This window comes from Chryseobacterium indoltheticum, assembly GCF_003815915.1.
GTDB lineage: Bacteria > Bacteroidota > Bacteroidia > Flavobacteriales > Weeksellaceae > Chryseobacterium > Chryseobacterium indoltheticum.
This window is the reverse complement of record NZ_CP033929.1, coordinates 2,791,932-2,813,413: the sequence shown is the minus strand read 5'-3', so window position 1 is coordinate 2,813,413 and position 21,482 is coordinate 2,791,932. Positions and strand designations below refer to the sequence as shown.

Annotated in this window: 21 protein-coding genes and 1 pseudogene; all 22 read left to right on the top strand. The window is 33.9% G+C overall.

Going from position 1 to position 21,482, the window contains the following annotated elements:
- Window positions 1–68: 68 nt before the first annotated feature.
- A complete protein-coding gene (locus EG358_RS13055) occupies window positions 69–1,424 on the top strand; it encodes a hemolysin family protein (protein WP_076558759.1) in 1,356 nt (451 codons plus the stop codon).
- 11 nt (window positions 1,425–1,435) lie between these two features.
- Window positions 1,436–1,741, top strand: a complete 306-nt coding sequence (locus tag EG358_RS13050; RefSeq protein ID WP_074229116.1) for an ATP-dependent Clp protease adaptor ClpS — start codon at window positions 1,436–1,438, stop codon at window positions 1,739–1,741.
- 121 nt (window positions 1,742–1,862) lie between these two features.
- The gene (gene udk, locus EG358_RS13045) at window positions 1,863–2,477 is read left to right on the top strand and encodes a uridine kinase (RefSeq protein WP_076558757.1); all 615 of its coding nucleotides are present in this window, start codon (window positions 1,863–1,865) and stop codon (window positions 2,475–2,477) included.
- Window position 2,478: 1 nt separating this feature from the next.
- Window positions 2,479–2,835, top strand: a complete 357-nt coding sequence (locus tag EG358_RS13040; RefSeq protein WP_076558755.1) for an FtsB family cell division protein — start codon at window positions 2,479–2,481, stop codon at window positions 2,833–2,835.
- A 100-nt stretch (window positions 2,836–2,935) separates the two neighbouring features.
- Entirely contained in the window at window positions 2,936–4,099 is a 1,164-nt protein-coding gene (locus tag EG358_RS13035) for a methylmalonyl-CoA mutase family protein (protein WP_076558753.1), read from the top strand.
- A gap of 75 nt (window positions 4,100–4,174) precedes the next feature.
- Window positions 4,175–4,546, top strand: a complete 372-nt coding sequence (locus tag EG358_RS13030) for a GxxExxY protein (RefSeq protein ID WP_076558751.1) — start codon at window positions 4,175–4,177, stop codon at window positions 4,544–4,546.
- Between the two features lie 25 nt (window positions 4,547–4,571).
- The gene (locus tag EG358_RS13025) at window positions 4,572–5,720 is read left to right on the top strand and encodes a class I SAM-dependent methyltransferase (protein ID WP_076558749.1); all 1,149 of its coding nucleotides are present in this window, start codon (window positions 4,572–4,574) and stop codon (window positions 5,718–5,720) included.
- A 136-nt stretch (window positions 5,721–5,856) separates the two neighbouring features.
- Window positions 5,857–6,132: a hypothetical protein gene (locus EG358_RS13020; RefSeq protein WP_076558747.1), complete on the top strand. Its 276-nt coding sequence runs from the start codon at window positions 5,857–5,859 to the stop codon at window positions 6,130–6,132.
- 146 nt (window positions 6,133–6,278) lie between these two features.
- Window positions 6,279–7,661, top strand: a complete 1,383-nt coding sequence (locus EG358_RS13015) for a dipeptidase (protein WP_076558745.1) — start codon at window positions 6,279–6,281, stop codon at window positions 7,659–7,661.
- Window positions 7,662–7,791: 130 nt separating this feature from the next.
- Window positions 7,792–9,342, top strand: a complete 1,551-nt coding sequence (locus tag EG358_RS13010; protein WP_076558743.1) for a T9SS-dependent choice-of-anchor J family protein — start codon at window positions 7,792–7,794, stop codon at window positions 9,340–9,342.
- Window positions 9,343–9,420: 78 nt separating this feature from the next.
- Window positions 9,421–10,128: an SDR family oxidoreductase gene (locus EG358_RS13005; protein ID WP_076558740.1), complete on the top strand. Its 708-nt coding sequence runs from the start codon at window positions 9,421–9,423 to the stop codon at window positions 10,126–10,128.
- 149 nt (window positions 10,129–10,277) lie between these two features.
- Window positions 10,278–11,024: an electron transfer flavoprotein subunit beta/FixA family protein gene (locus tag EG358_RS13000; protein WP_115596433.1), complete on the top strand. Its 747-nt coding sequence runs from the start codon at window positions 10,278–10,280 to the stop codon at window positions 11,022–11,024.
- A gap of 96 nt (window positions 11,025–11,120) precedes the next feature.
- Window positions 11,121–12,068: an electron transfer flavoprotein subunit alpha/FixB family protein gene (locus EG358_RS12995; protein WP_076558735.1), complete on the top strand. Its 948-nt coding sequence runs from the start codon at window positions 11,121–11,123 to the stop codon at window positions 12,066–12,068.
- 188 nt (window positions 12,069–12,256) lie between these two features.
- Window positions 12,257–12,856, top strand: coding sequence for a bifunctional nuclease family protein (locus EG358_RS12990; RefSeq protein WP_076558733.1), 600 nt, complete (start codon window positions 12,257–12,259; stop codon window positions 12,854–12,856).
- Window positions 12,857–12,877: 21 nt separating this feature from the next.
- Window positions 12,878–14,215: an MFS transporter gene (locus tag EG358_RS12985; protein ID WP_076558731.1), complete on the top strand. Its 1,338-nt coding sequence runs from the start codon at window positions 12,878–12,880 to the stop codon at window positions 14,213–14,215.
- 212 nt (window positions 14,216–14,427) lie between these two features.
- The gene (locus EG358_RS12980) at window positions 14,428–15,402 is read left to right on the top strand and encodes a zinc metalloprotease (protein WP_076558729.1); all 975 of its coding nucleotides are present in this window, start codon (window positions 14,428–14,430) and stop codon (window positions 15,400–15,402) included.
- A gap of 109 nt (window positions 15,403–15,511) precedes the next feature.
- Entirely contained in the window at window positions 15,512–16,066 is a 555-nt protein-coding gene (locus tag EG358_RS12975; protein WP_076558727.1) for an RNA polymerase sigma factor, read from the top strand.
- Window positions 16,032–16,745, top strand: a complete 714-nt coding sequence (locus EG358_RS12970) for a hypothetical protein (protein ID WP_076558725.1) — start codon at window positions 16,032–16,034, stop codon at window positions 16,743–16,745. Before EG358_RS12975 ends, EG358_RS12970 begins: the two co-directional genes overlap by 35 nt.
- 9 nt (window positions 16,746–16,754) lie before the next feature.
- Complete coding sequence (locus EG358_RS12965) at window positions 16,755–17,849, top strand: hypothetical protein (protein ID WP_123890109.1); 1,095 nt, start codon at window positions 16,755–16,757, stop codon at window positions 17,847–17,849.
- Window positions 17,850–18,119: 270 nt separating this feature from the next.
- Window positions 18,120–18,509: a hypothetical protein gene (locus EG358_RS12960; protein WP_076558721.1), complete on the top strand. Its 390-nt coding sequence runs from the start codon at window positions 18,120–18,122 to the stop codon at window positions 18,507–18,509.
- A gap of 52 nt (window positions 18,510–18,561) precedes the next feature.
- Window positions 18,562–19,740: an acetyl-CoA C-acyltransferase gene (locus EG358_RS12955; RefSeq protein WP_076558719.1), complete on the top strand. Its 1,179-nt coding sequence runs from the start codon at window positions 18,562–18,564 to the stop codon at window positions 19,738–19,740.
- A 191-nt stretch (window positions 19,741–19,931) separates the two neighbouring features.
- Window positions 19,932–21,409, top strand: a pseudogene (locus EG358_RS12950) (MFS transporter).
- Window positions 21,410–21,482 lie beyond the last annotated feature (73 nt).

The window sequence follows — 21,482 nt, the reverse complement described above, 5'->3', positions numbered from 1 at the left end:
CGATACTTCGGTGCTTTTTTTGTTATCATAATTTTATATATCTTTGTAACATAAATTATAATTTCTAAATGGACTCGGACATAGTCAGGCTACTATTAGCTTTGTTTCTTGTATTATTAAATGGCTTTTTCGTAGCCGCAGAATTTTCAATTGTTAAAGTTCGTTACTCGCAAATTCAGCTTAAAGCTGCCGATGGTGATTCTATGGCAAAACAGGCAGAGCACATTATCAAGCATCTTGATGAGTATCTTTCTGCCACTCAGCTTGGTATTACATTAGCGTCACTTGCATTAGGTTGGGTTGGCGAAAGTGCAATGCATCATGTGATTGATAATATTTTTCATTCACTAAGCATAAATTTCAGTGAATCTACCGTAACTACAATCTCTCTTGTGATCAGCTTTTTGATCATTACTGTAATGCATATTGTTTTTGGTGAATTAATTCCGAAATCTATTGCGATACGAAAAGCAGAGGCAACTACGATGGCAACGGCTGTCCCTTTAAGAGTTTTTTACACCATTTTTAAACCATTTATTTGGTTGATGAATTTGATGTCTAATGGCGTATTAAGGCTAATGAAAATTCACCCTGCATCAGAACAGGAAATTCACTCGACAGAAGAGCTTCAGCTTTTGGTAAAACAAAGTGCCGACAGCGGTGAAATTGAGGAAGAGAACTACGAAATCATAAAAAATGCATTTGATTTTACCGATCATTCGGCAAAACAAATTATGGTTCCGAGACAAAATATACTTTCTATTGATTTTACAGAGGATCTTAATGTTATTATAGATAAAATTATTGAGAGCGGATATTCTAGAATTCCGGTTTACGAAAACTCAATCGACAATATCATCGGTGTATTTTATACAAAAGAAATCATCAGAGAATTTGTTAAAAGAAAAGGTAACCTCAGTCATGATGATTTGAAAAGCCTTATGGGAGAAGCTTTTTTCGTAGTCGGAAGCAAGAAAATTTCAGATCTTTTAAAGATTTTCCAACAGAAAAAAAGACATTTGGCTATTGTAATTGATGAATTTGGTGGTACCGAAGGGATTATTACATTAGAAGATATTTTGGAAGAATTGGTAGGTGAAATTCAGGATGAGGAAGATGACGAAGAAAAACTGGTTGATAAAATTGCTGAAAATACCTATTGGGTAAAAGCGACTCAGCCTTTGGATGAGATCAACGAATCGTTACCTAAAAAATTAACCCTTTCTGAGGAAAGTGAATACAATACATTGGCCGGATTCATTTTGCATGCTTTAGAAGATATTCCTGAAGAAAACCAGGAGTTTGATTTGGAAAATTATCATTTTAAGATATTGAAAATGAATAATAAAAGCGTCGAAATGGTTGAATTGGTATATATTGAACCCAATATAGTAGACGATATTTTAGATAAATTAGATGTTTAAATATAAAAGGAATGATTTTTTATAACAGCATAAAAGATTATGAAGATCCGAAACGACAGTACGAAGAAGAAGTTCTGGTTTTGGATGATACTGATGAAGTGTACAAATTGATTTTGCACAATGACGATATTCATACTTTCGACGATGTGATCGAAGCGTTGATTCAAATTTGCAAACACGATCCGATACAGGCAGAGCAATGCACCATGTTGGTTCATTTTAAAGGCAAATGCACCGTAAAAACAGGCTCAATGGATATTCTGAAACCGATGCATGAAAAATTAATTGCAAGAAGCTTAACAAGCGAAATCGTATAATATAAACTCCGGCAACTGTCGGAGTTTTTTTTGAATCTAAACTAAACTCTAAATTCTAATTTCTGACATCTCATTTCATCTAAAATACTATCTTTGTAAAAACTCTAAAGAAACAAACAGAATGCTTGTAATAGGAATTGCCGGAGGTACAGGATCGGGCAAAACTACCGTTGTTGATAAAATTATACAGCAACTTGACATTGAAGGAATGAATATTCTTTCTCAGGACAATTATTATAATGATAATCATAATCTTACGCTTACAGAAAGAGAAGCTTTGAACTATGATCACCCAAAATCCATCGATTTTGATCTATTGATTCAGCATGTGAAGGCTTTGAAAAACAACGAAGCAATCGAGCAGCCTCTTTACAGCTTTGTAACGCACGGCAGAACAGGCGATCATGTAACGGTTGAGCCGAAAAATGTTTTGGTAGTTGAGGGAATTCTTGTTTTAACGAACAAAGAATTACTAAAAGAATTTGATCTAAAAGTATTCGTTCATGCCGATTCAGACGAGAGACTGATCAGGCGAATCAAAAGAGATACGCAAGAAAGAGGAAGAGATCTGAATGAGGTTTTACATCGTTATCAGACTACCTTGAAGCCTATGCATCAGGAATTTATCGAACCGTCAAAAAACGAGGCCGATTTGATTATTCCAAATATGAGACAGAATTCTGTCGCGATTGATTTTTTAACAACAGTTATTAAAAATTCATTAAGAAAACACTAAAATGGCAGAAAAAGAGCTCATTAAAGACATTAAACCAAAATCGGAAATCTATAAATTTTTTCAGAGTTATGTTTTAAACAAATATATTCTGACGATTTTCTTGTTTCTGGTGTGGATGGTTTTCTTTGATAAAACATCTTTTTTGGTAATCCATGAGCTCAATGGCGAGATTAATAAATACGAAGATCAGCTAGAATATTATAAATCAGAATACGAAAAGAATGATACATTCTACAAAAAACTGATGAATAATAAATCTGAAAAAGAAAAATACGCCAGAGAAAATTATTTTATGAAAAAACCCAACGAAGAAATTTTCATCCTCGTTGTAGACAGCGCCAATATTGCTAAAAAATAAATTTTGAAGTCAATTGTGAATAGTCAATTAACTTCGCTGTAAATTTACTTCGCCAGCGAATCAAAATTGCTCATCACCCATTACATATTACCCATCACTTATGTCAAACTCAGAAACTTTCTCAAGCTGGGAAAATCTTGTTAAAAAACAGCTTAAAACTGAAGATATCTACACGATTCTGAAAAAAGAAAATTTGGAAGGAATTGATGTAAAACCTTTCTATAATTCTGTTCAGAAGCCAATGGCAAACCTTCCGAAAGTGGAAGAAAGCACGCATTTGGTAGCAACATATCACGAAAGTCTTGAAGATGATGTTTTTGCATTTTTATTGAATGAAAATGTAGAAAATTTGGTAGAGAAAACGATTTTTGTTAACAATAAAGATTTAGCAGAACACATCAGTCCGCAAGATGAAGATCAGTATTTTTCTTTGATTGATGTTTTTGATGAAAACAATGCAGAGATTAATGATCAGCTGGTAAAAGAGCTTTTAGCAAAAGCTTTTAAAAGAAATATCTGCGTAGATGTTTCGCTTCATCAGAATGCCGGGGCTGCAATTTACCAACAATTGGGTATTGCGTTGGCCAAAACAAAAGAGTTAATCGAAGTTTACGGGTCAGAAATCATCAATAAACTCATTTTCAGAATTGCCGTTGGAGGAAATTATTTCTTTGAAATGGCTAAAATCCGTGCTTTTAAATTAGTTTTCAATCAATTGTCTAAAGAATATGATTTAGACGACATTCCATATATTTTTGCTGAAACTTCATTGAGAAACAAAGCAATTTCTGACAATGAAAATAATCTCATTCGCTCGACGTTAGAATTGGCTTCGGCAATGATTGGCGGGGCAGATGCAGTATACAGTACCAATTATTTGGTTGAAAAAAGTACAGATATTTCAGAAGAAATTTCTTTCAAACAACAGATTGTTTTGGCATACGAAAGTATTATCAATGTTTTTGAAGATGCCTCAAACAATAGCTATTATGTTGAAGATATTACCCAACAGATTGCGGATAAATCTTGGGCTTTCTTTGTTGAAACCGAAGAAAACGGAGGCTATCTTGAATCTTTAAAACAAGGGATTATTCAGAAAAATATTTACGATCATGCTGTTGAAGAGCAAAAGTGGGTAGAAGAAGGCAAAATAAAGCTGATTGGAGTAAATTTATATCCCAAGTTAGACGTTAAAAAGTCGGTAGAAGAACTGTACAGCGAAAAAGAAATAAAAGCTGTTCGTTGCGCTGAAATGTTTGAGTAAAGAGTAATCGTATTTAATGCCACTAATGCACGAATATATTTATTAAATTTGTATTAAACACAAATGGAGTAATATATGAATGTCATTTACAAAGAAGAGTCATATGGGATTATAGGAATTTGTATGGAAATTCATAACTATCTTGGACATGGATTTTCTGAAATTGTTTATAAAGATGCTTTGGAGATAGAATTTCGGAAAGCTGAAATATTCTATGAAAGAGAAAAGGAATATGAAGTGGTGTATAAAGGGATTATTCTTCCTCATAAATTTTATGCAGATTTTGTAATTAGCGAAGAAATTATTTTGGAAATTAAAGGAAAGAGTCAGATTGCAGACGCTGATCTTGCACAGGCAATTAATTACCTAAAAGTTTCTGAAAATAAATTAGCTATTATTGTTAATTTTGGTGAGACAAAACTAAATTATAAAAGAATAGTTTTATAATTATTAATATTTTAAAAAGAAATTAGTGCATTCGTGGCATTCAAAAAGGGAAATTCAAAACTACATCAATGCAAATCTTAATGCCGATTTACATTCTTTGTTGTTAAAAAAATCCCCGTTTCCTGAAGTTTCTATGCAGGAAATCGTTCAGCAAATCAAAGGAAGACAGGTGGCCCAGAAAAAATTTCCTTTTCTTTTGCAAGACGGAATTATTTTCCCGCCACAACTCAATCTGGAACAGTCTTCTTCAGAAAAAACAGCGCTTTATAAATCTGAAATTCTGAAAGGTGAAAAATTCATCGATTTAACAAGCGGTTTTGGAATAGATGCCTATTATTTATCTAAAAATTTTAAAGAAATCACTCTAGTCGAACAAAATAAAGAACTTTTAGATATCGTAAAGCATAATTGGAGCATTTTAGGGAAAAAAGCAAACTTCATTAATGAAAAATTAGAAGATTTTCTTACTGAAAACAATGAAAATTTTGATGTAATTTATCTCGATCCTGCGCGACGAGATCAGAATAAAAATAAAGTTTTTCTGCTTGAAGACCTTTCACCGAATATTTTGGAAATTCAGGACCAGTTGCTCTTTATTTCGGAACAAGTTATCATAAAGCTGTCTCCTTTAATTGATTTAAAATACCTGATTTCGGTCTTAAAAAATATTTCTAAAATTGAAATTATTGCTGTTAGAAATGATGTGAAAGAGATTGTTGTTTTCCTTTCTAAAAATTATTCAGGAGAAATTATGTGTAATTGTGTGAATCTTGAGAGCGGCGAAAATGATTTTAGTTTTGATATTCATGCAGAGAAAAATGCTCAGGCAGAATATAGTGAACCGCAACAATTTATTTATATTCCCAATAATACAATTATGAAAGCAGGAATTTTTAATTTAATTTCAAGTGAATTTAAGCTAAAAAAACTGCATCCCAATACGCATTTATACACTTCTGATGTTAAAATTTCAGATTTTCCGGGAAGAATTTTAGAAATGAATGTGATTGATTCAAAAGAGATTAAGAAAAAAGAACAGTTTAATCTGATCTCCAAAAATTATCCGTTAAAACCGGAAGAAATCAAGAAAAAATATCAGTTGAAAGATGGCGGAAATCAGTATCTTATTTTTACACAATCCAAAAAAGGTAAAATAATATTAAAATCAGTATAAAAATGTTGCCGAAAAATGCAATATTTCTTACTTTTGGGCAATTAAAAATTCAAGAAGGAATCGCAAAAGTTGTTTGAAGCTCAAACATTCATAAAAATAAGGTGGTTTCATTAGATTTAAAAATAAATATCTGCATATGAAAAAATTAGTTATATGTTTAGCTCTTGCAACGGTAGCGGTAAGCTGTAAAAAAATCCAGGCTGGAGGAAATAAGAATATGATCAAAATGGAAGAAGGTACAGAAAGATATTCTGATGATCATCAAGGTGGGTCAGAAGCTCACGGTACTGCTCACGGAGAAGTTACTCCTGCTCATGCAGACTCAGCTCAGGGTGCTCACGAAACTGTAGCTCCAAAAACTACTGATTCTACTGCTGCGAAGAAGGAAGTGCCTGCAAAAGCAGAACATTAGTTTTTCTTAAAATAAAATACATGAATCCTGCTTTTTTGCAGGATTTTTTTGTTGAAGACATTTTAATTTTAATCAGAAGAAAATAAAGCCTATTTGTTTTGCTGTGGCACCACAATTTTTTTAATTTTATAAAAATTTAATTTACAATGCAAGAAACATTAAATTACATCAACGAAAACAAACAGCGTTTCGTAGATGAATTGTTTGAGTTACTTAGAATTCCTTCTATTTCTGCCGATCCGGCTTACAGCAATGACGTTTTGAAGTGTGCTGAAGTGTGCGCAGAATATCTTAAAAATGCAGGAGCAGACAATGTTGAAATATGCCAAACCAAAGGCTATCCTATTGTTTATGGTGAGAAATTAATTGACGCAAATCTTCCGACAGTTTTGGTTTATGGTCATTACGACGTACAGCCGGCCGATCCTTTAGAACTATGGAAAAAACCACCTTTTGAGCCATACATAGAAAAAACTGAGCTGCATCCTGACGGAGCTATCTTTGCAAGAGGTTCAGCAGATGATAAAGGACAGTTTTTTATGCAGGTGAAAGCTTTTGAAGCCATGATGGAAACCAATTCTCTGCCTTGTAATGTGAAATTTATTTTGGAAGGTGAAGAAGAAGTTGGTTCTGTAAGTTTAGGTGACTGGGTAAACGAAAATAAAGAAAAGCTTGAGTGCGATTGCATTCTTATTTCAGATACGCACATTTACAGCAACGAACAGCCCACTGTTACTACAGGTTTAAGAGGTTTGAGCTATGTAGAAGTAGAAGTTGAAGGACCAAACAGAGATTTACATTCCGGACTTTACGGTGGTGCAGTTCCGAATCCTATTCACGTGCTTTCAAGAATGATTGCCAAACTAATTGATGATGAAGGACAGATTACAATTGATGGCTTTTACGACAATGTGGAAACTGTTTCTGATGATGAAAGAGCTGAAATGAATAAGCTGAAAGACAATCCTGCAGAATTTAAAAAATCAATTGGCTTAAATGATGTAGAAGGTGAAAAAGGATATACAACTTTAGAAAGAACATCTATCCGCCCAACTTTAGATTGCAACGGAATTTGGGGCGGGTATACAGGTGAAGGAGCAAAAACGGTGATACCGTCTAAAGCTTCTGCTAAAATATCAATGCGTTTGGTTCCGTATCAGACTCCTGAAGAAATCACAGAAAAGTTCACAAAATATTTTGAGAAAATAGCTCCTGCAAATGTGAGAGTAAAAGTGACTCCGCATCATGGAGGTATGCCTTATGTTTTACCTACAGATACCAAAGAATATTTAGCAGCTAAAAATGCTATGCAATCGGCTTTTGGTAAAGAGGTTCTTCCTTACAGAGGTGGTGGAAGTATTCCTATTACCTCAATGTTTGAGCAGGTCTTGGGAGCTAAGTCTGTCTTGATGGGATTTGGTCTAGACTCAGATGCTATTCACTCACCAAACGAGCATTACGGACTGTTTAATTTCTATAAAGGAATTGAGAGTATCCCAATGTTTTTTGAAAATTATTCTAAGTCTTAAAAACTGAATTAATTTTATTAAAATAATAGTCCTCGAGAATTTTTCTTGAGGATTTTTATTTTTTTTTAAATAAATATAGTGTATGTTGTACTTTTTTATTATATTTAATGTGAATAAAAAAACACACATTATGAGAAAAATTCTATCTTCTTTATTTTTAACAGCATCAGCATTAGCATTTGGACAAGTTTTTAGTGCTGGATTTGAAGCTAATAATGGACCATTAACTAATTGGACATTATATAATGTTGATGGACTTACTCCTAATACCAACGTTAATTTTGTAAATGCAGCCTGGATACCTTCTGAAGAAGAGTTTGGTAATAATATTGCTTTGTCTACATCGTGGTATACCCCTCCTGGAACCTCAAATGATTGGATGGTTTCACCTGCAATTGCACTTCCTGCAGGTACTAATACGTTATATTGGCATGCAATATCATTTGATCCTACATACAAAGAATCTTACAAGGTATATATTTCTGCAACTGGAAATACTGTGGCTAGTTTTAATACCCCTATTTTAACTGTTAATGGTGAAGAAGCAACATGGCAGAATAAAAGTATTGATTTGAGTTCTTATGCAGGGCAAACCATTTATATAGCTTTTCAAAATTTTTCCAATGATGCATTCTTAGGAGCAATTGATAATGTTCATATTATTAATGGAGTTTCTCCTCAACCGGGACGAGTAATGACAACATCTAACATCACGCCAACAAGTGGTCGTATTAATTGGACGGCAGCAACTGGTGTAACGGGATATGACTATTCAAAAGGTGTCGTTGGTCATACACCGGCAGTGTCTGGAAGTGTAACAGGAACAACTACAAGTTTTGTGGATATAAGTAGCGGATTATCTGCCAATACAATGTATGAATATTATGTTAGAAGTAAAAATAACACTGTAAATGGAGCATGGATAGGACCATATAAATTGTTTACTGCTCAAACTCTTGGTGCTGGAACACCATATTCTTACGGTTTTGATAATGCTACTGCTGGTTTTTATCAAAATGATGGATGGACAGGGGCTTGGGCTACAGATGCTACCGCAGGAAATCCACAAGCAGGGACACAAATGGTGTTCTCAAATAATAGCACAATGGCCGTTACTAATAGATGGTTATTTTCAAAGCCATATAGTTTATCTACAGGTAATGCATATACGATGACTTTTTATTTGAGAAATTTCGGTGGTACAAATCCACAAAGTATCAAATTGACTGTTGGAAACGAGGCGACGACAACAGCACAAAGTACTACATTATGGAGTTCAACAACTGTAGCAAATACTGCATGGACACAATATACCGCGACATTTACTCCTACAACGAGTGGAACATATTATTTTGGATTTAATCATTTCTCACCCATTCAAGCAGGTACTGCAGTATCTCTGGGATTAGATACATTCAATATAAGTGGAGTTTTGGGTACTAGTGATACTGAAGTAAAAAGAAAAGAAATTTCCATATATCCTAACCCTGCTAATGATTTTGTTTCAATAAAATCAGATTCAAAAATCAATAATGTCGAATTATTTGATGCAAGCGGAAGAAAAGTTTCTACAAACTTAAGCGACAATAAAGTAGATGTGAGAAATCTTCCTGCCGGAACTTACTTGATCAATATTGAAACTAAAGATGGTGTTTCTACAGAAAAATTCATCAAAAAATAAATTACTGATCAATTTCAGTATATTAAAACGCTCCAATTGGGGCGTTTTTGTTATTTTAGAGTTTTAAAAAATTAAATAATGATAGAAAATAAAGTTGCATATATTACGGGCGGAACAAAAGGCGTAGGATACGGAATCGCAAAAATATTACTTGAAAATGGAGTTTCGGTTGCTTTTACGGGAAGAAGAAAAGAAGATGTTGAAAAAGTGGAGAATGAATTAAAGCAATACTCAGCAAATGTTTTAGGGTTAATTTCAGATGTAAAAAACCTTGAAGATGAATTAAACGCAGTTAAAAGTATCATAGAAAAATTCGGAAGATTAGATTTTGTAATTGCCAATGCGGGTTTGGGGATTTTCAAACCTGTTGACGAGTTAAGTTCTGAGGAGTGGAATGATATGATTGAAACCAATTTAACGGGAGTTTTCTATACTTTAAAAGCTTCAGTTGAAGAATTAAAGAAAACTGAAGGGTATTACATCACAATTTCAAGTTTAGCAGGTGCTAATTTCTTTGAAAATGGAGCCGGTTACAATGCTTCGAAATTTGGCGTGGTAGGCTTTACTCAAGCTGCAATGATCGATTTAAGAAAGTATAATGTCAAATCTACCGTTATCATGCCTGGTTCGGTAGCAACCAATTTTAACGGAAATACTCTGTCAGAAAAAGATGCCTGGAAAATTCAGCCGGAAGATATAGGAAGTTTGGTGCTGGATATTTTGAAGATGAACCCAAGAGTTTTACCAAGCAAGATTGAGTTTAGAGCAACAAAACCAAAGTCTTAGAAACTTATAATGCGCTGAATAATAATTAAATAAGTATTATGCATGCATAATATATTTTTTATTTATATTTACAAAACGTAACAAACAAAATAAAATACTTCAGAAGTTTTTCAATTTAGAAGTAAAAAAGAAAAAAATTAAAACAACATATGAAAATATTAGTTTGCATCAGTAGTGTTCCGGATACTACTTCAAAAATCAACTTTACAGCAGATAAATCTGCATTCGACAAAAACGGAATTCAGTGGGTAATCAATCCGTTAGACGAGTTCGCATTAACAAAAGCGATCAAATTACAGGAGTCTCAAGGAGCTACAGTTACAGTTTTAAACGTTGGAGATGCTACAACTGAGCCGGTAATCAGAAAAGCTTTGGCAATTGGTGCAAATGACGGAGTAAGAGTAAATCTTGACCCGAAAGACAGTTATTCTACAGCGAAAGAGATTGCTTCTGTAGCGCAGAATGGAGGATATGATTTGGTTCTTTGTGGTAAAGAATCTATTGATTACAACGGTGGTTCTGTTCCCGGAATGGTTGCCCAATTGTTGAATCAGCCTTTCGTAAATGCTTCTGTTGGTTTAGACGTTAATGGCAGTGAAGCGACTGCAGTGAGAGAAATTGAAGGAGGGAAAGAAACTATTTCTGTTAAATTACCTGCTGTAATTGCTGGTCAAAAAGGATTAGTTGACGAAAAAGATTTAATTATTCCAAACATGAGAGGGATTATGTCTGCAAGAACAAAACCTTTGCAGGTGGTAGAACCTACTTCATCTGAGGTGAAAGTTCAGGGAGTATCTTATGACTCTGTTCCGCCAAGAGCAGCTGTAAAAATCGTTTCTCCTGATAATTTTGATGAGTTGGTAAGACTTCTTCATGAGGAAGCTAAAGTAATTTAAAAAAAGATAACAGATTTTAGGTATAAGGTCATAGTTTAAAACTATTTTTTAACCTAATTCCTAACATCTAATTCCTAAAACCTAAAAATTAAAATAATGGCAGTATTCGTATACGCAGAAAATATAAACGGAGTTTACAAGAAAGCAGCTTTTGAGGCAGTTTCTTATGCTAAAGCAGTGGCTGATCAGGCGGGTGATACCGTTACGGCAATCTCTGTAAACCCAACAGATTCTTCAGATTTATTGTATAAATATGGAGCAACAAACGTAATCAATATCAAAGACGAAGGTCTTAAAAATTTCTCAGCAAAAGCTTATGCACAAGCGGTAAGTGAAATTGCAGACGGAAATATTCTTGTTTTCCCTCACACAACAGATGCTTCTTCTGTAGCACCAATGTTGGCGGTAATGAAGAATTATTCTTTAATTACCAATGTTTTGGAAGCTCCGGAAAGTCAGTCTCCATTTCAGGTGAAAAGAAAAGCGTTTTCTGGGAAAGGTTTCATGCATGCAAAAGCTGAAGGAACAGGAGTAATTATTACCGTTTCTCAAAATGCTTTTGGTGTTAAAGAAAATACAGTTTCTGGTTCGGAAGAAGTGAAAAATCTTTCTGTTGCCAATGAAGATACCAAAGTAATCTCTCACGAACAGAGTTCAGGTAAATTAGACTTAAAAGAAGCTGAAGTAGTAGTTTCTGCAGGTAGAGGAATGAAAGGTCCTGAAAACTGGGGAATGGTAGAAGATTTAGCAAATGTTTTAGGTGCTGCAACTGCATGTTCAAAACCGGTTTCAGATATCGGATGGAGACCTCACACAGAGCACGTAGGGCAGACTGGTAAAGCAATTGCACCTAATCTTTACATTGCAATTGGTATTTCTGGAGCAATTCAGCATTTGGCTGGAGTAAACTCGTCTAAAACAATCGTTGTGATCAACAGTGATGCTGAAGCTCCGTTCTTCAAATCAGCTGATTACGGTGTTGTAGGAGATGCTTTCCAGATTATCCCTGCATTAACTGAGAAAATTAAAGCATTGAAAGGATAAAAAAGTGAATTGTGAATAGTCAATTCGCTTTGCTGTCAATTTTTAAACTAATTAATTCACTTGCGAAGCAAAATTCACAATTGACCTTTGACAAACATCAACAATATAGATAAAAGCTCGGCTTCCGGGCTTTTATTTTTGTCTAAAAAGTAAAACCTACAATAAAAAATTAATTTATATTTGTAGTCATGGATTATAAACAGCTAATCATACGCGGAATATCGTACAGCCAGACCCAATCGGGGGCGTACGCATTGTTATTGGAACATGAAGAAACAAACATTAAACTGCCCGTTGTTATCGGGAATTTCGAAGCACAATCCATTTCTTTAGGCTTAGAAAAAGACATTCATCCGCCGCGTCCGCTTACACACGATTTATTTACAAAATTTATTGTTTCTACGAATTATAAATTGGTTTCTGTGATCATTTATCAGATTGTAGACGGCGTTTTCTTTTCAAATATCAATTTTAAAAATTCTGAAACCGAGGAAGAGCTGATTCTTGATGCAAGAACTTCAGATGCTGTTGCAATGGCGGTAAGATTTGATGCACCGATATATACGACACAGCAGGTTTTAAATGAAGCCGGAATTTTATTGGAGCTGGAAGAAGTTGCCAAAGAAGAAGAGACCTTTTCTGAAACAGTAAATCCTGAAGATAGTTTAACGTCTGTCTCAATGGAAGAATTACAAAAATTGCTCGATGAAGCTGTAAAAGAAGAAGATTTTGATACCGCTCTTGAAATTCAGGAAGAGATCAAAAGGCGGAAAAAGAAAATAGATTAAAGAGATATTTACAATTAAAAGATGAATTTAAAATTACGATTGACCATCCTTAGCTTTCTCCAATTTGGGGTTTGGGGAGCTTATCTTACTTCCATGGGAAATTATTTGGGCTCGGTAGGATTGGGTTCCAAAATCGGACTGTTCTACGCTATGCAGGGGATTGTATCGATTTTTATGCCTGCTATTATGGGAATCATTGCAGACCGATGGATTCAGGCTCAGAAGCTTCTTGGGATTTCGCATTTTCTTGCAGCAGTTTTTTTGATCTGGGCTGGTTATTACGGAATGTCAGCAGGAGAAAATGTAGAATTTTCAAAACTTTTCCTTCTTTATGGTTTAAGCGTTACCTTTTATATGCCAACGATTGCGCTTTCTAATTCGGTTGCATATACCGTTTTGGTTAATAATAATTATGACACGATAAAATCTTTTCCGCCCATTCGTACGTTGGGAACAGTAGGTTTTATCTGTGCAATGTTGTTTGTAAATTTTGCTGGAATTCAGGATGGAAATTTAAAATTTAACTTCTCAAATGAATCTGATTTTCCAAGCTTTCAAAATAGCTACAGTCAGTTTTTTGTTTCGGGTATTTTAGGAATTATTTTGTTCATTTATTCATTTACTCTTCCTAATTGTGAGGTTAATAAAAGTACAGAAAAAAGAACCTTATCTGATGCTTTAGGCTTAAAAGCTTTTGCTTTATTTAAAGAAAAAAAGATGGCGATATTCTTTATTTTCTCAATGTTTTTGGGTGTTTCATTACAAATTACAAATGGCTACGCAAATCCGTTTATTACGAGTTTTAAAGAAATTCCAGAATATGCAAATACCTGGGGTTCAAATAATGCAAATGCGTTGATTTCACTCTCACAAGTATCAGAAACACTTTGTATCCTATTGATTCCGTTCTTTCTAAAGCGATACGGAATTAAAAAAGTAATGTTGATGGCGATGTTTGCTTGGTTCCTGAGATTCGGATTATTTGGTCTTGGAAATCCGGGTGGAGGAGTTTGGATGTTTGTTTTATCGATGATTGTTTATGGTATCGCATTCGATTTTTTCAATGTCTCGGGATCATTATTTGTTGATAAAGAAACAGACAAAAGCATTCGTTCTAGCGCACAAGGAGTTTTTATGATGATGACCAATGGTTTCGGAGCTACAATAGGAATGTTGGGTGCTCAGGAAGTAGTAAATCATTATGTTTTCTCTCAGACTGATCCTTCCTTGCGACTAGCGGGATGGCAAACGTCATGGTATATTTTTGCCGGTTATGCGTTAGTTGTAACTATTGCTTTTGCTATTGTTTTTAAACATAAACATGATCCTACTACTCAATTAAAAGAAGTGAAGCACTAAAAATGGTGTTTTTTTACAATAAAAATTTAAATGTATCTTCAAAAGAGGTACATTTTTTATTTTATTATACCAGTTAAAACCCTGAAATCAGCAAATTTTAATATTTTTTTATTAAAATAGAGTGTAGTATTAAAAAAATGTTATATTTGTAATGTTTCTGTTATTTATTTGATAATAACAAAGCGATTTAACATAATTAACACCAAATTACAATGAAAAAAGCAATTTTTATGCTAGGAATAGTTTCTGCTATTCTGGCAGGCTGTGAGTCTGACGAGAAAATCGAAAACCAATCAGAAGAGAATGCCACAACTGATGTTACTGCTCGAAGAAGCTGTGCAGCTGATGATGTTTTGAAAGATCAAATCGCTGAAAATCCTTCATTAGCAAAGAAGATTTCAGATATTGAAATGTTTACCCAAAAAAAACTCAACGAAAATTTTGAATCCAGATTAGTAAACGGAGTTATTGAAATTCCTGTTGTAGTAAATGTTTTGTACAGAAATTCTGCAGAAAATATTTCACAGTCACAAATTCAATCACAGATTGATGTATTGAATAAAGATTTCAACGCTACAAACAGTGATTATAATAATGTTCCAACAGCTTTTTCTAATGTAAAAGCAAATGTGGGAATAAGATTCGTTTTGGATCAGGTCGTAAGAAAATCAACGAAAAAAACTTCTTGGGGAACTAGAGATACAATGAAAAAATCTGCACAGGGAGGTTTATCACCGATATCACCTACAACTAAACTAAATTTATGGGTGTGTACAATTGGAGGAGGAACTTTAGGCTATGCTCAGTTTCCGGGAGGATCAAGTGCTACGGATGGCGTAGTTATAGATTCTAGATATGTAGGAACTACAGGAACAGCTGTATATCCTTTTAATCAGGGGAGAACTGCCACACATGAAGTGGGGCATTGGATGAATCTTCGTCATATTTGGGGAGATGCAACTTGCGGAACTGATTATTGTAATGATACACCATCACACAACACTGCTAATTATGGTGCGCCGACGTATCCACATTACAGCAGCTGTACTGGAAATCCTGTAGAAATGACCATGAATTATATGGATTATGTGGATGACAGAGCAATGTTTATGTTCTCTACAGACCAAAAAAGCAGAATGCTTGCGATTTTCCAGGCAGGTGGTCCACGATATTCTTTTGCACAATAATTTTATTTCATACTATCATTAAAATTGCACCTTTGAAAAAAGGTGCAATTTTTTTTACTTTTAGGCAACCATTTTCAAATTGCACCGTCTTATAGATAGAAACTAGTACATGAAGCATTTAGAAGAAAATTTTAAACTTGCCAAGAAACAGGATCGGAGAGCTCAAAAAGCGCTTTACGATTTGTTTTCAGCTAAAATGCTGGCGGTTTCAAATTCTTACACGAATAATATTCATGATGCAGAAGATATCTTATTAAACTCTTTTCTAAAGTGTTTCAATAAGATCAACGACTGCAACGACTGGAAAAGTTTTCCATTTTGGCTGAGGAAAATTGTCGTCAACGATTCGATAAGCTTTGTAAGGAAAAATAAGAATATTCTTTATTCAGATATCGAAATTGCCGATGATTATCAGGAAGAGGAATTGGATGAAAGTGTAAATAAGATTGACATCGAAGAAATTTTTTCTCAAATGCCGACGGGCTATCGATTGATTTTTAATCTGTACGTTTTTGAAGATAAAAAACATCAGGAAATCGCAGAAATACTGAATATATCGGAAGGCACAAGCAAAAGTCAGCTCAGCAAAGCCAAAAAATGGATTGCAGATTATTTAAAAGCAAAAGAAAATGGACAAAAAAATACTGAAACAATTAAAAACTGATTACGAAGACCTCGAAATAAAGCCTTCTGAGAATCTTTGGGATCAAATCGAACTTGGGTTAGATAATGATTCTAAAATAGTGCAAAAACCGCTTTTTCAATGGTGGAAATATGCTGCAATAATTGTTCTTTTAGTCTCTTTTGGAACTTTGTTTTATTTTAATTATGATCAATTTTCAAAATCTAAACAAGCTATTGCAGTTAAAAAAACTATTGAAAATAATAGTAAACCAACAGAGAATGTTAAATCTATTGCTAAGAATAAAAAGGAAGAACCAAGCACTAATTCTGAAATAATTATTAAATCAGAAAAGACTCAGAAAAAACAATCCGAAATATTGGTTGAAACCCAAAATAAAGTAGTAAAAGAAACTCCGAAAATTGGAAATACAGAGTTTCAGATTGGTGTAAAGCCTGAGATCGAGATTAATAACAAACCTGAACAGCTAATTAATGAATCGCCTCAGTTAGCGACAACAAAACCAGTTGTGAAAGAAATGAAGGTAAAATATATTACCGCAAACGATCTTATTTTTCAGCGCAAATACAGTGTCGAGCAGAAAAAAAATGCACCTGAAAATACAAAAAGGCTAGGAATTATTAAAATTAACAGAATAAGCGTAAGTCCGGAGTTTATTACAATTTTTAATAGCAGCAACAACACAGACGAAAAACAATAACTCATCAATATGAAACAAAGAATACTTTTAACGGGAGCTTTTATGTTTCTGTTCTCAATCGGCTATTCCCAAAGTAAAACAACTTTGAGAAAACAGATGGAAAATTATACAAACAAAATCGACAGCGTGGTTATTGAAGAACGAAACAAAATGAATGTTGAATTTGATCTGCTTGAAAAGAAAATGAAAAGCGGTGAGATCTCTGAGAACGAGATGAATGAACAGAAAAATACAGCAGCCATTCGATACGAAGCGATTATAAATGACGAAATCGATCGACAGAAAGATGAATACGAAGAAATAACAGGAAAAACAGTAAGAAGAGCACTTTTTGAAAGCAATCTTACTAAAAATAATAATCTATTCAGAACAGCAAGAGGTGCTTTATTGGATCTTACTTTTGAACAACCTGAATATGATGAGCCCGAAGATCCCAAGAATTATCTAAAGAGTTTTGGATACGTCGCTGGTATCTCTATGATCAATTTCACAAATAAGAAGTTTTTCGATTTTTCTAAAGGAAATGAACTGAAAAATTCTATGTCCGGAAACTTCTCTTTGCGTTATGAAAATCAGTTAGGTAAAACGACAAGCCCCGTTTTTTACCGTCTAGGATTAGGATGGAGACTTGAAACTATCGTTCCTTCCGGGGATAAAATCTTTGCACAGGATGATAAAAATCTTTACATCACAGATTTTAGAGGAAACAACTTCAAAAGTGCATGGTTGAGAACAGATTATATTTACGTCCCTATAGAAGCGATATTTGTTTTAAATCCAAAATATAAAGATTACGAAGGAGTACGTTATATTGATAATACCAAAAAACAATTGCGCGTAGGAGTAGGACTTTATGGCGGAACTAAAATAAATGATAAAATGCATCTTCAGTATAAAAATGATTTTGGAAACCGTGTGTACAACCGGGAATCAGTATCAAAAGGATTAAATCCTTTTATATTTGGCGGAAAAATTTCGATAGAATATTTCGGATTTAATATTTATGTAATGAAAGATTTTACCCCTATTTTTAATAATGACGCATTGATTCGTAACAAAAAAGGAATACAAATCGGTATAGATCTTTGGGCATTGACATTTTAATTTTCAGAAATATTTTGCAATACTTTTAATGATAATGGTTTGCTATACAGTTAATATGGAGTACAGATTGCTTTATAATTACTAAATATTAATTTTTAAATATTCATAAAAATTAAATTAACATTAAATAATTGATAAATTTTATACAATACATCTGTCTAAATAATATTATCAATCTCAAATAAATGATTTTAAAACATACTTATAAAAAGTATGTTTTTTTTTGTATTTTGGCATTGTAAGATTCAATTAAAATTGTAAAATAAAACAATGAAAAATTTACAGCTTTTAGGGTTGATTTTGGTGATCGCAGGAAGTTTTCTTCCGCTTGTTCACGTCCCTATTATCGGAAATTGGAACTATTGGCAGCTCGATCATTATCTGGCTATATTTTGCTGGATATTCTGTGCATGTGCGCTTTTCGGGATTGTCAACAACCGTTCGGTTTTAGTCAATACTTTTGCCGTATTTCTGTTGATCCTTTTTGTGTTCACTTTATTTGCTGTAAAATATCAGGCGGCGAGCTACTTCAGTTTTTTACCTTTCAAATCCTGGACGGAAGCTTTTGCAGGAACAATAAAACTGAGATGGGGCTGGTTTGCAGAGTTTTTGGGAGCTCTCATTATGCTTTTCGTGAAAAATAAGCAGAAAACTCAGTGAATTTTGAAATTGAATTAAAAGAAAAAATTAATAAAATAAAATTAAAGAAGATATGAAAGAAGTATTCATCGTTTCCGCAGTAAGAACTCCAATAGGCAGTTTTATGGGCAGTTTGTCTACAGTTCCGGCTACAAAATTAGGAACTGCAGCGGTAAAAGGAGCATTAGATAAAATAAATCTTGATCCTAAAAACGTTCAGGAAATCTACATGGGAAATGTGCTTCAGGCAGGTGAAGGTCAGGCTCCGGCAAGACAGGTGGCTTTAGGTGCAGGATTATCAAACGAAACTCCTTCTACAACGATCAATAAAGTTTGTGCTTCAGGAATGAAGGCTGTTTCAATGGCTGCACAGGCGATTAAAGCGGGTGATGCAGACGTAATTATCGCAGGAGGTATGGAAAATATGTCAATGGTTCCTCATTACTATAATGCAAGAAATGCCACAAAATTAGGTGATGTAAAAATGCAGGATGGAATGGTTCTAGACGGTCTTACAGACGTTTACAACAAAGTTCACATGGGCGTTTGTGCCGAAAAATGTGCAACAGATTATAGTTTTACAAGAGAAGATCAGGATAATTTTGCAATTCAGTCTTACAAAAGATCTGCAAAAGCTTGGAGCGAAGGGAAATTTGCTGAAGAAGTTGTTCCTGTTTCAATTCCACAGAGAAAAGGTGATCCTGTAATTTTCGCTGAAGATGAAGAATATAAAGCAGTAAATTTCGACAGACTTCCTACACTTCCTACAGTTTTCAAAAAAGAAGAAGGAACGGTTACTGCAGCAAACGCATCTACGTTAAATGACGGTGCTTCTGCTTTGATTCTTGTTTCTAAGGAGAAAATGGAAGAATTAGGATTAAAACCTTTGGCAAAAATCGTTTCTTATGCTGATGCTGCTCAGGAACCTGAAAACTTTACAACAGCTCCGGCAAAAGCTTTACCGATTGCTCTTAAAAAAGCAGGTCTTGAGATTTCAGATATCGATTTCTTCGAGTTTAACGAGGCTTTCTCTGTAGTTGGCTTGGCAAACAATAAAATCTTAGGATTAGACGCTGCTAAAGTAAACGTAAACGGTGGAGCAGTAGCTTTAGGACATCCGCTTGGAAGTTCTGGTTCAAGAATCATTGTAACGTTAATTAACGTATTAAAACAAAATAACGCTAAATACGGTGCTGCGGCTATCTGTAATGGTGGTGGTGGTGCTTCCGCAATCGTTATTGAAAATATGTAAATTTAGTTTATTGTTATATTGAAAACCAAAAGCATTCGTGTTTTTGGTTTTTTTATGTCCAAATTTTAATTTTTTCTATGATCACAAAACTTTTCCCATTTTAACAAATCAATAAAATTTAGACTAAAAAAAATAAAAACCTCCGAATGTTCAGCGGTTTTTCTATTTTTGTGCAACTAATTCGTTTGAAAATGTCTGAAACAGAAATTCAACCAACTCAAAATATAAAGAATAATCCAAAGATGATGAAAGCTTGGGCGGTCTACGACTGGGCAAACTCTGTTTATTCTTTGGTAATTACCTCTGCGATCTTCCCAATTTACTATACCATTCTTACCACTGCGTACAACAAGAAAGAGTACGTAGCAGAAGCGAAGGAAATTCAGGAAATTCCGGTGAGAAATATGATCAAGGTTTTCGGAGAAACTTATGAGCCGGAAGCGGTTTTAAGTTTTTCTTACGCTATTTCATTCTTTTTAGTGGTATTATTATCTCCATTTTTATCTTCTTTAGCAGATACGATTGGAAATAAAAAGTCATTTTTACAGTTTTTCTGTTATTTGGGAGCAACTTCTTGTATGGGATTAGCCATGTTTACAGGAATGGAAAATGTATTTTTAGGACTCCTTTTCAGTATTACAGCGAGTGTAGGTTTTTGGGGAAGTTTGGTGTTTTATAATTCGTTTTTACCGGATATTGCTACTCCGGATAAACAAGATGCATTGTCTGCAAAAGGATATATTTACGGGTATATTGGTTCTGTAGTTTTGTTGATTATTTGTTTGGTTTTAATTCAGGTGGTTGCAAAAGGGCCAGATCAGGCTAAAATTTATATAAGAATCAGCTTTTTATTAACGGGTGCCTGGTGGTTTGGTTTCTCACAATATACATTCAAACATTTACCGCAGTTTGGAGATGTGAAGGAGAAACTTCCTAAAGATTTGGTGCTTTTAAATTATAAAAACATCTTTAAAAAACATGAAGAGCAAGGTGGCTTTTTTGAAGTTTTAAAAGATAATATCAGTTTCTATAAAGATATTGCTAAAGAGAGTTTCAGAGAATTATTCAGAGTGGGGAACAAGCTTTTCTCAGATAAGGCTTTGAAATTTTTCTTATCGAGTTTCTTCTTTTACAGTGTCGGGATGCAGACTATCTTTCTGATGGCAGTTCCTTTCGGAAGTACAGTAATTTTTCCTAAAGAAGCCGATAAATACAAATTAATCATTACAATCCTGGTTATTCAGATTATTGCAATTTTTGGTGCATTTTTATTTTCAAGATTATCTAAAAAATTGGGAACAAAAACGTAATTACTATTGCTGTGATTATCTGGATCGCCTGCTGTTTATCTGCTTATTCTTTAAATAAGGAAAATCCGAATGTGCAGCTTCAGTTTTATGGTTTGGCGGGTCTAATTGGTTTGGTAATGGGTGGTCTTCAGGCAATGTCGAGATCGACGTACTCAAAATTGTTACCTGAAAATTCTATGGAAAACACAACGTATTTTAGTTTCTATGATGTACTAGAAAAAATTGCAATCATTTGCGGAATGCTTATTTTCAGTGTGTTTATCCAAAGGTTTCATAATATGCAATATGCCTTTATCTCAATGTCGGTATTTTTTGCAGCAGGAGCAATTTTGATCAGATTCTTAAAAACCAAGATATAAGTCATACAATGGCTCAAAATTTGTTAATATTCAGCAGAATAATAGTAACTTTGCATAAAGATATTTACACAAG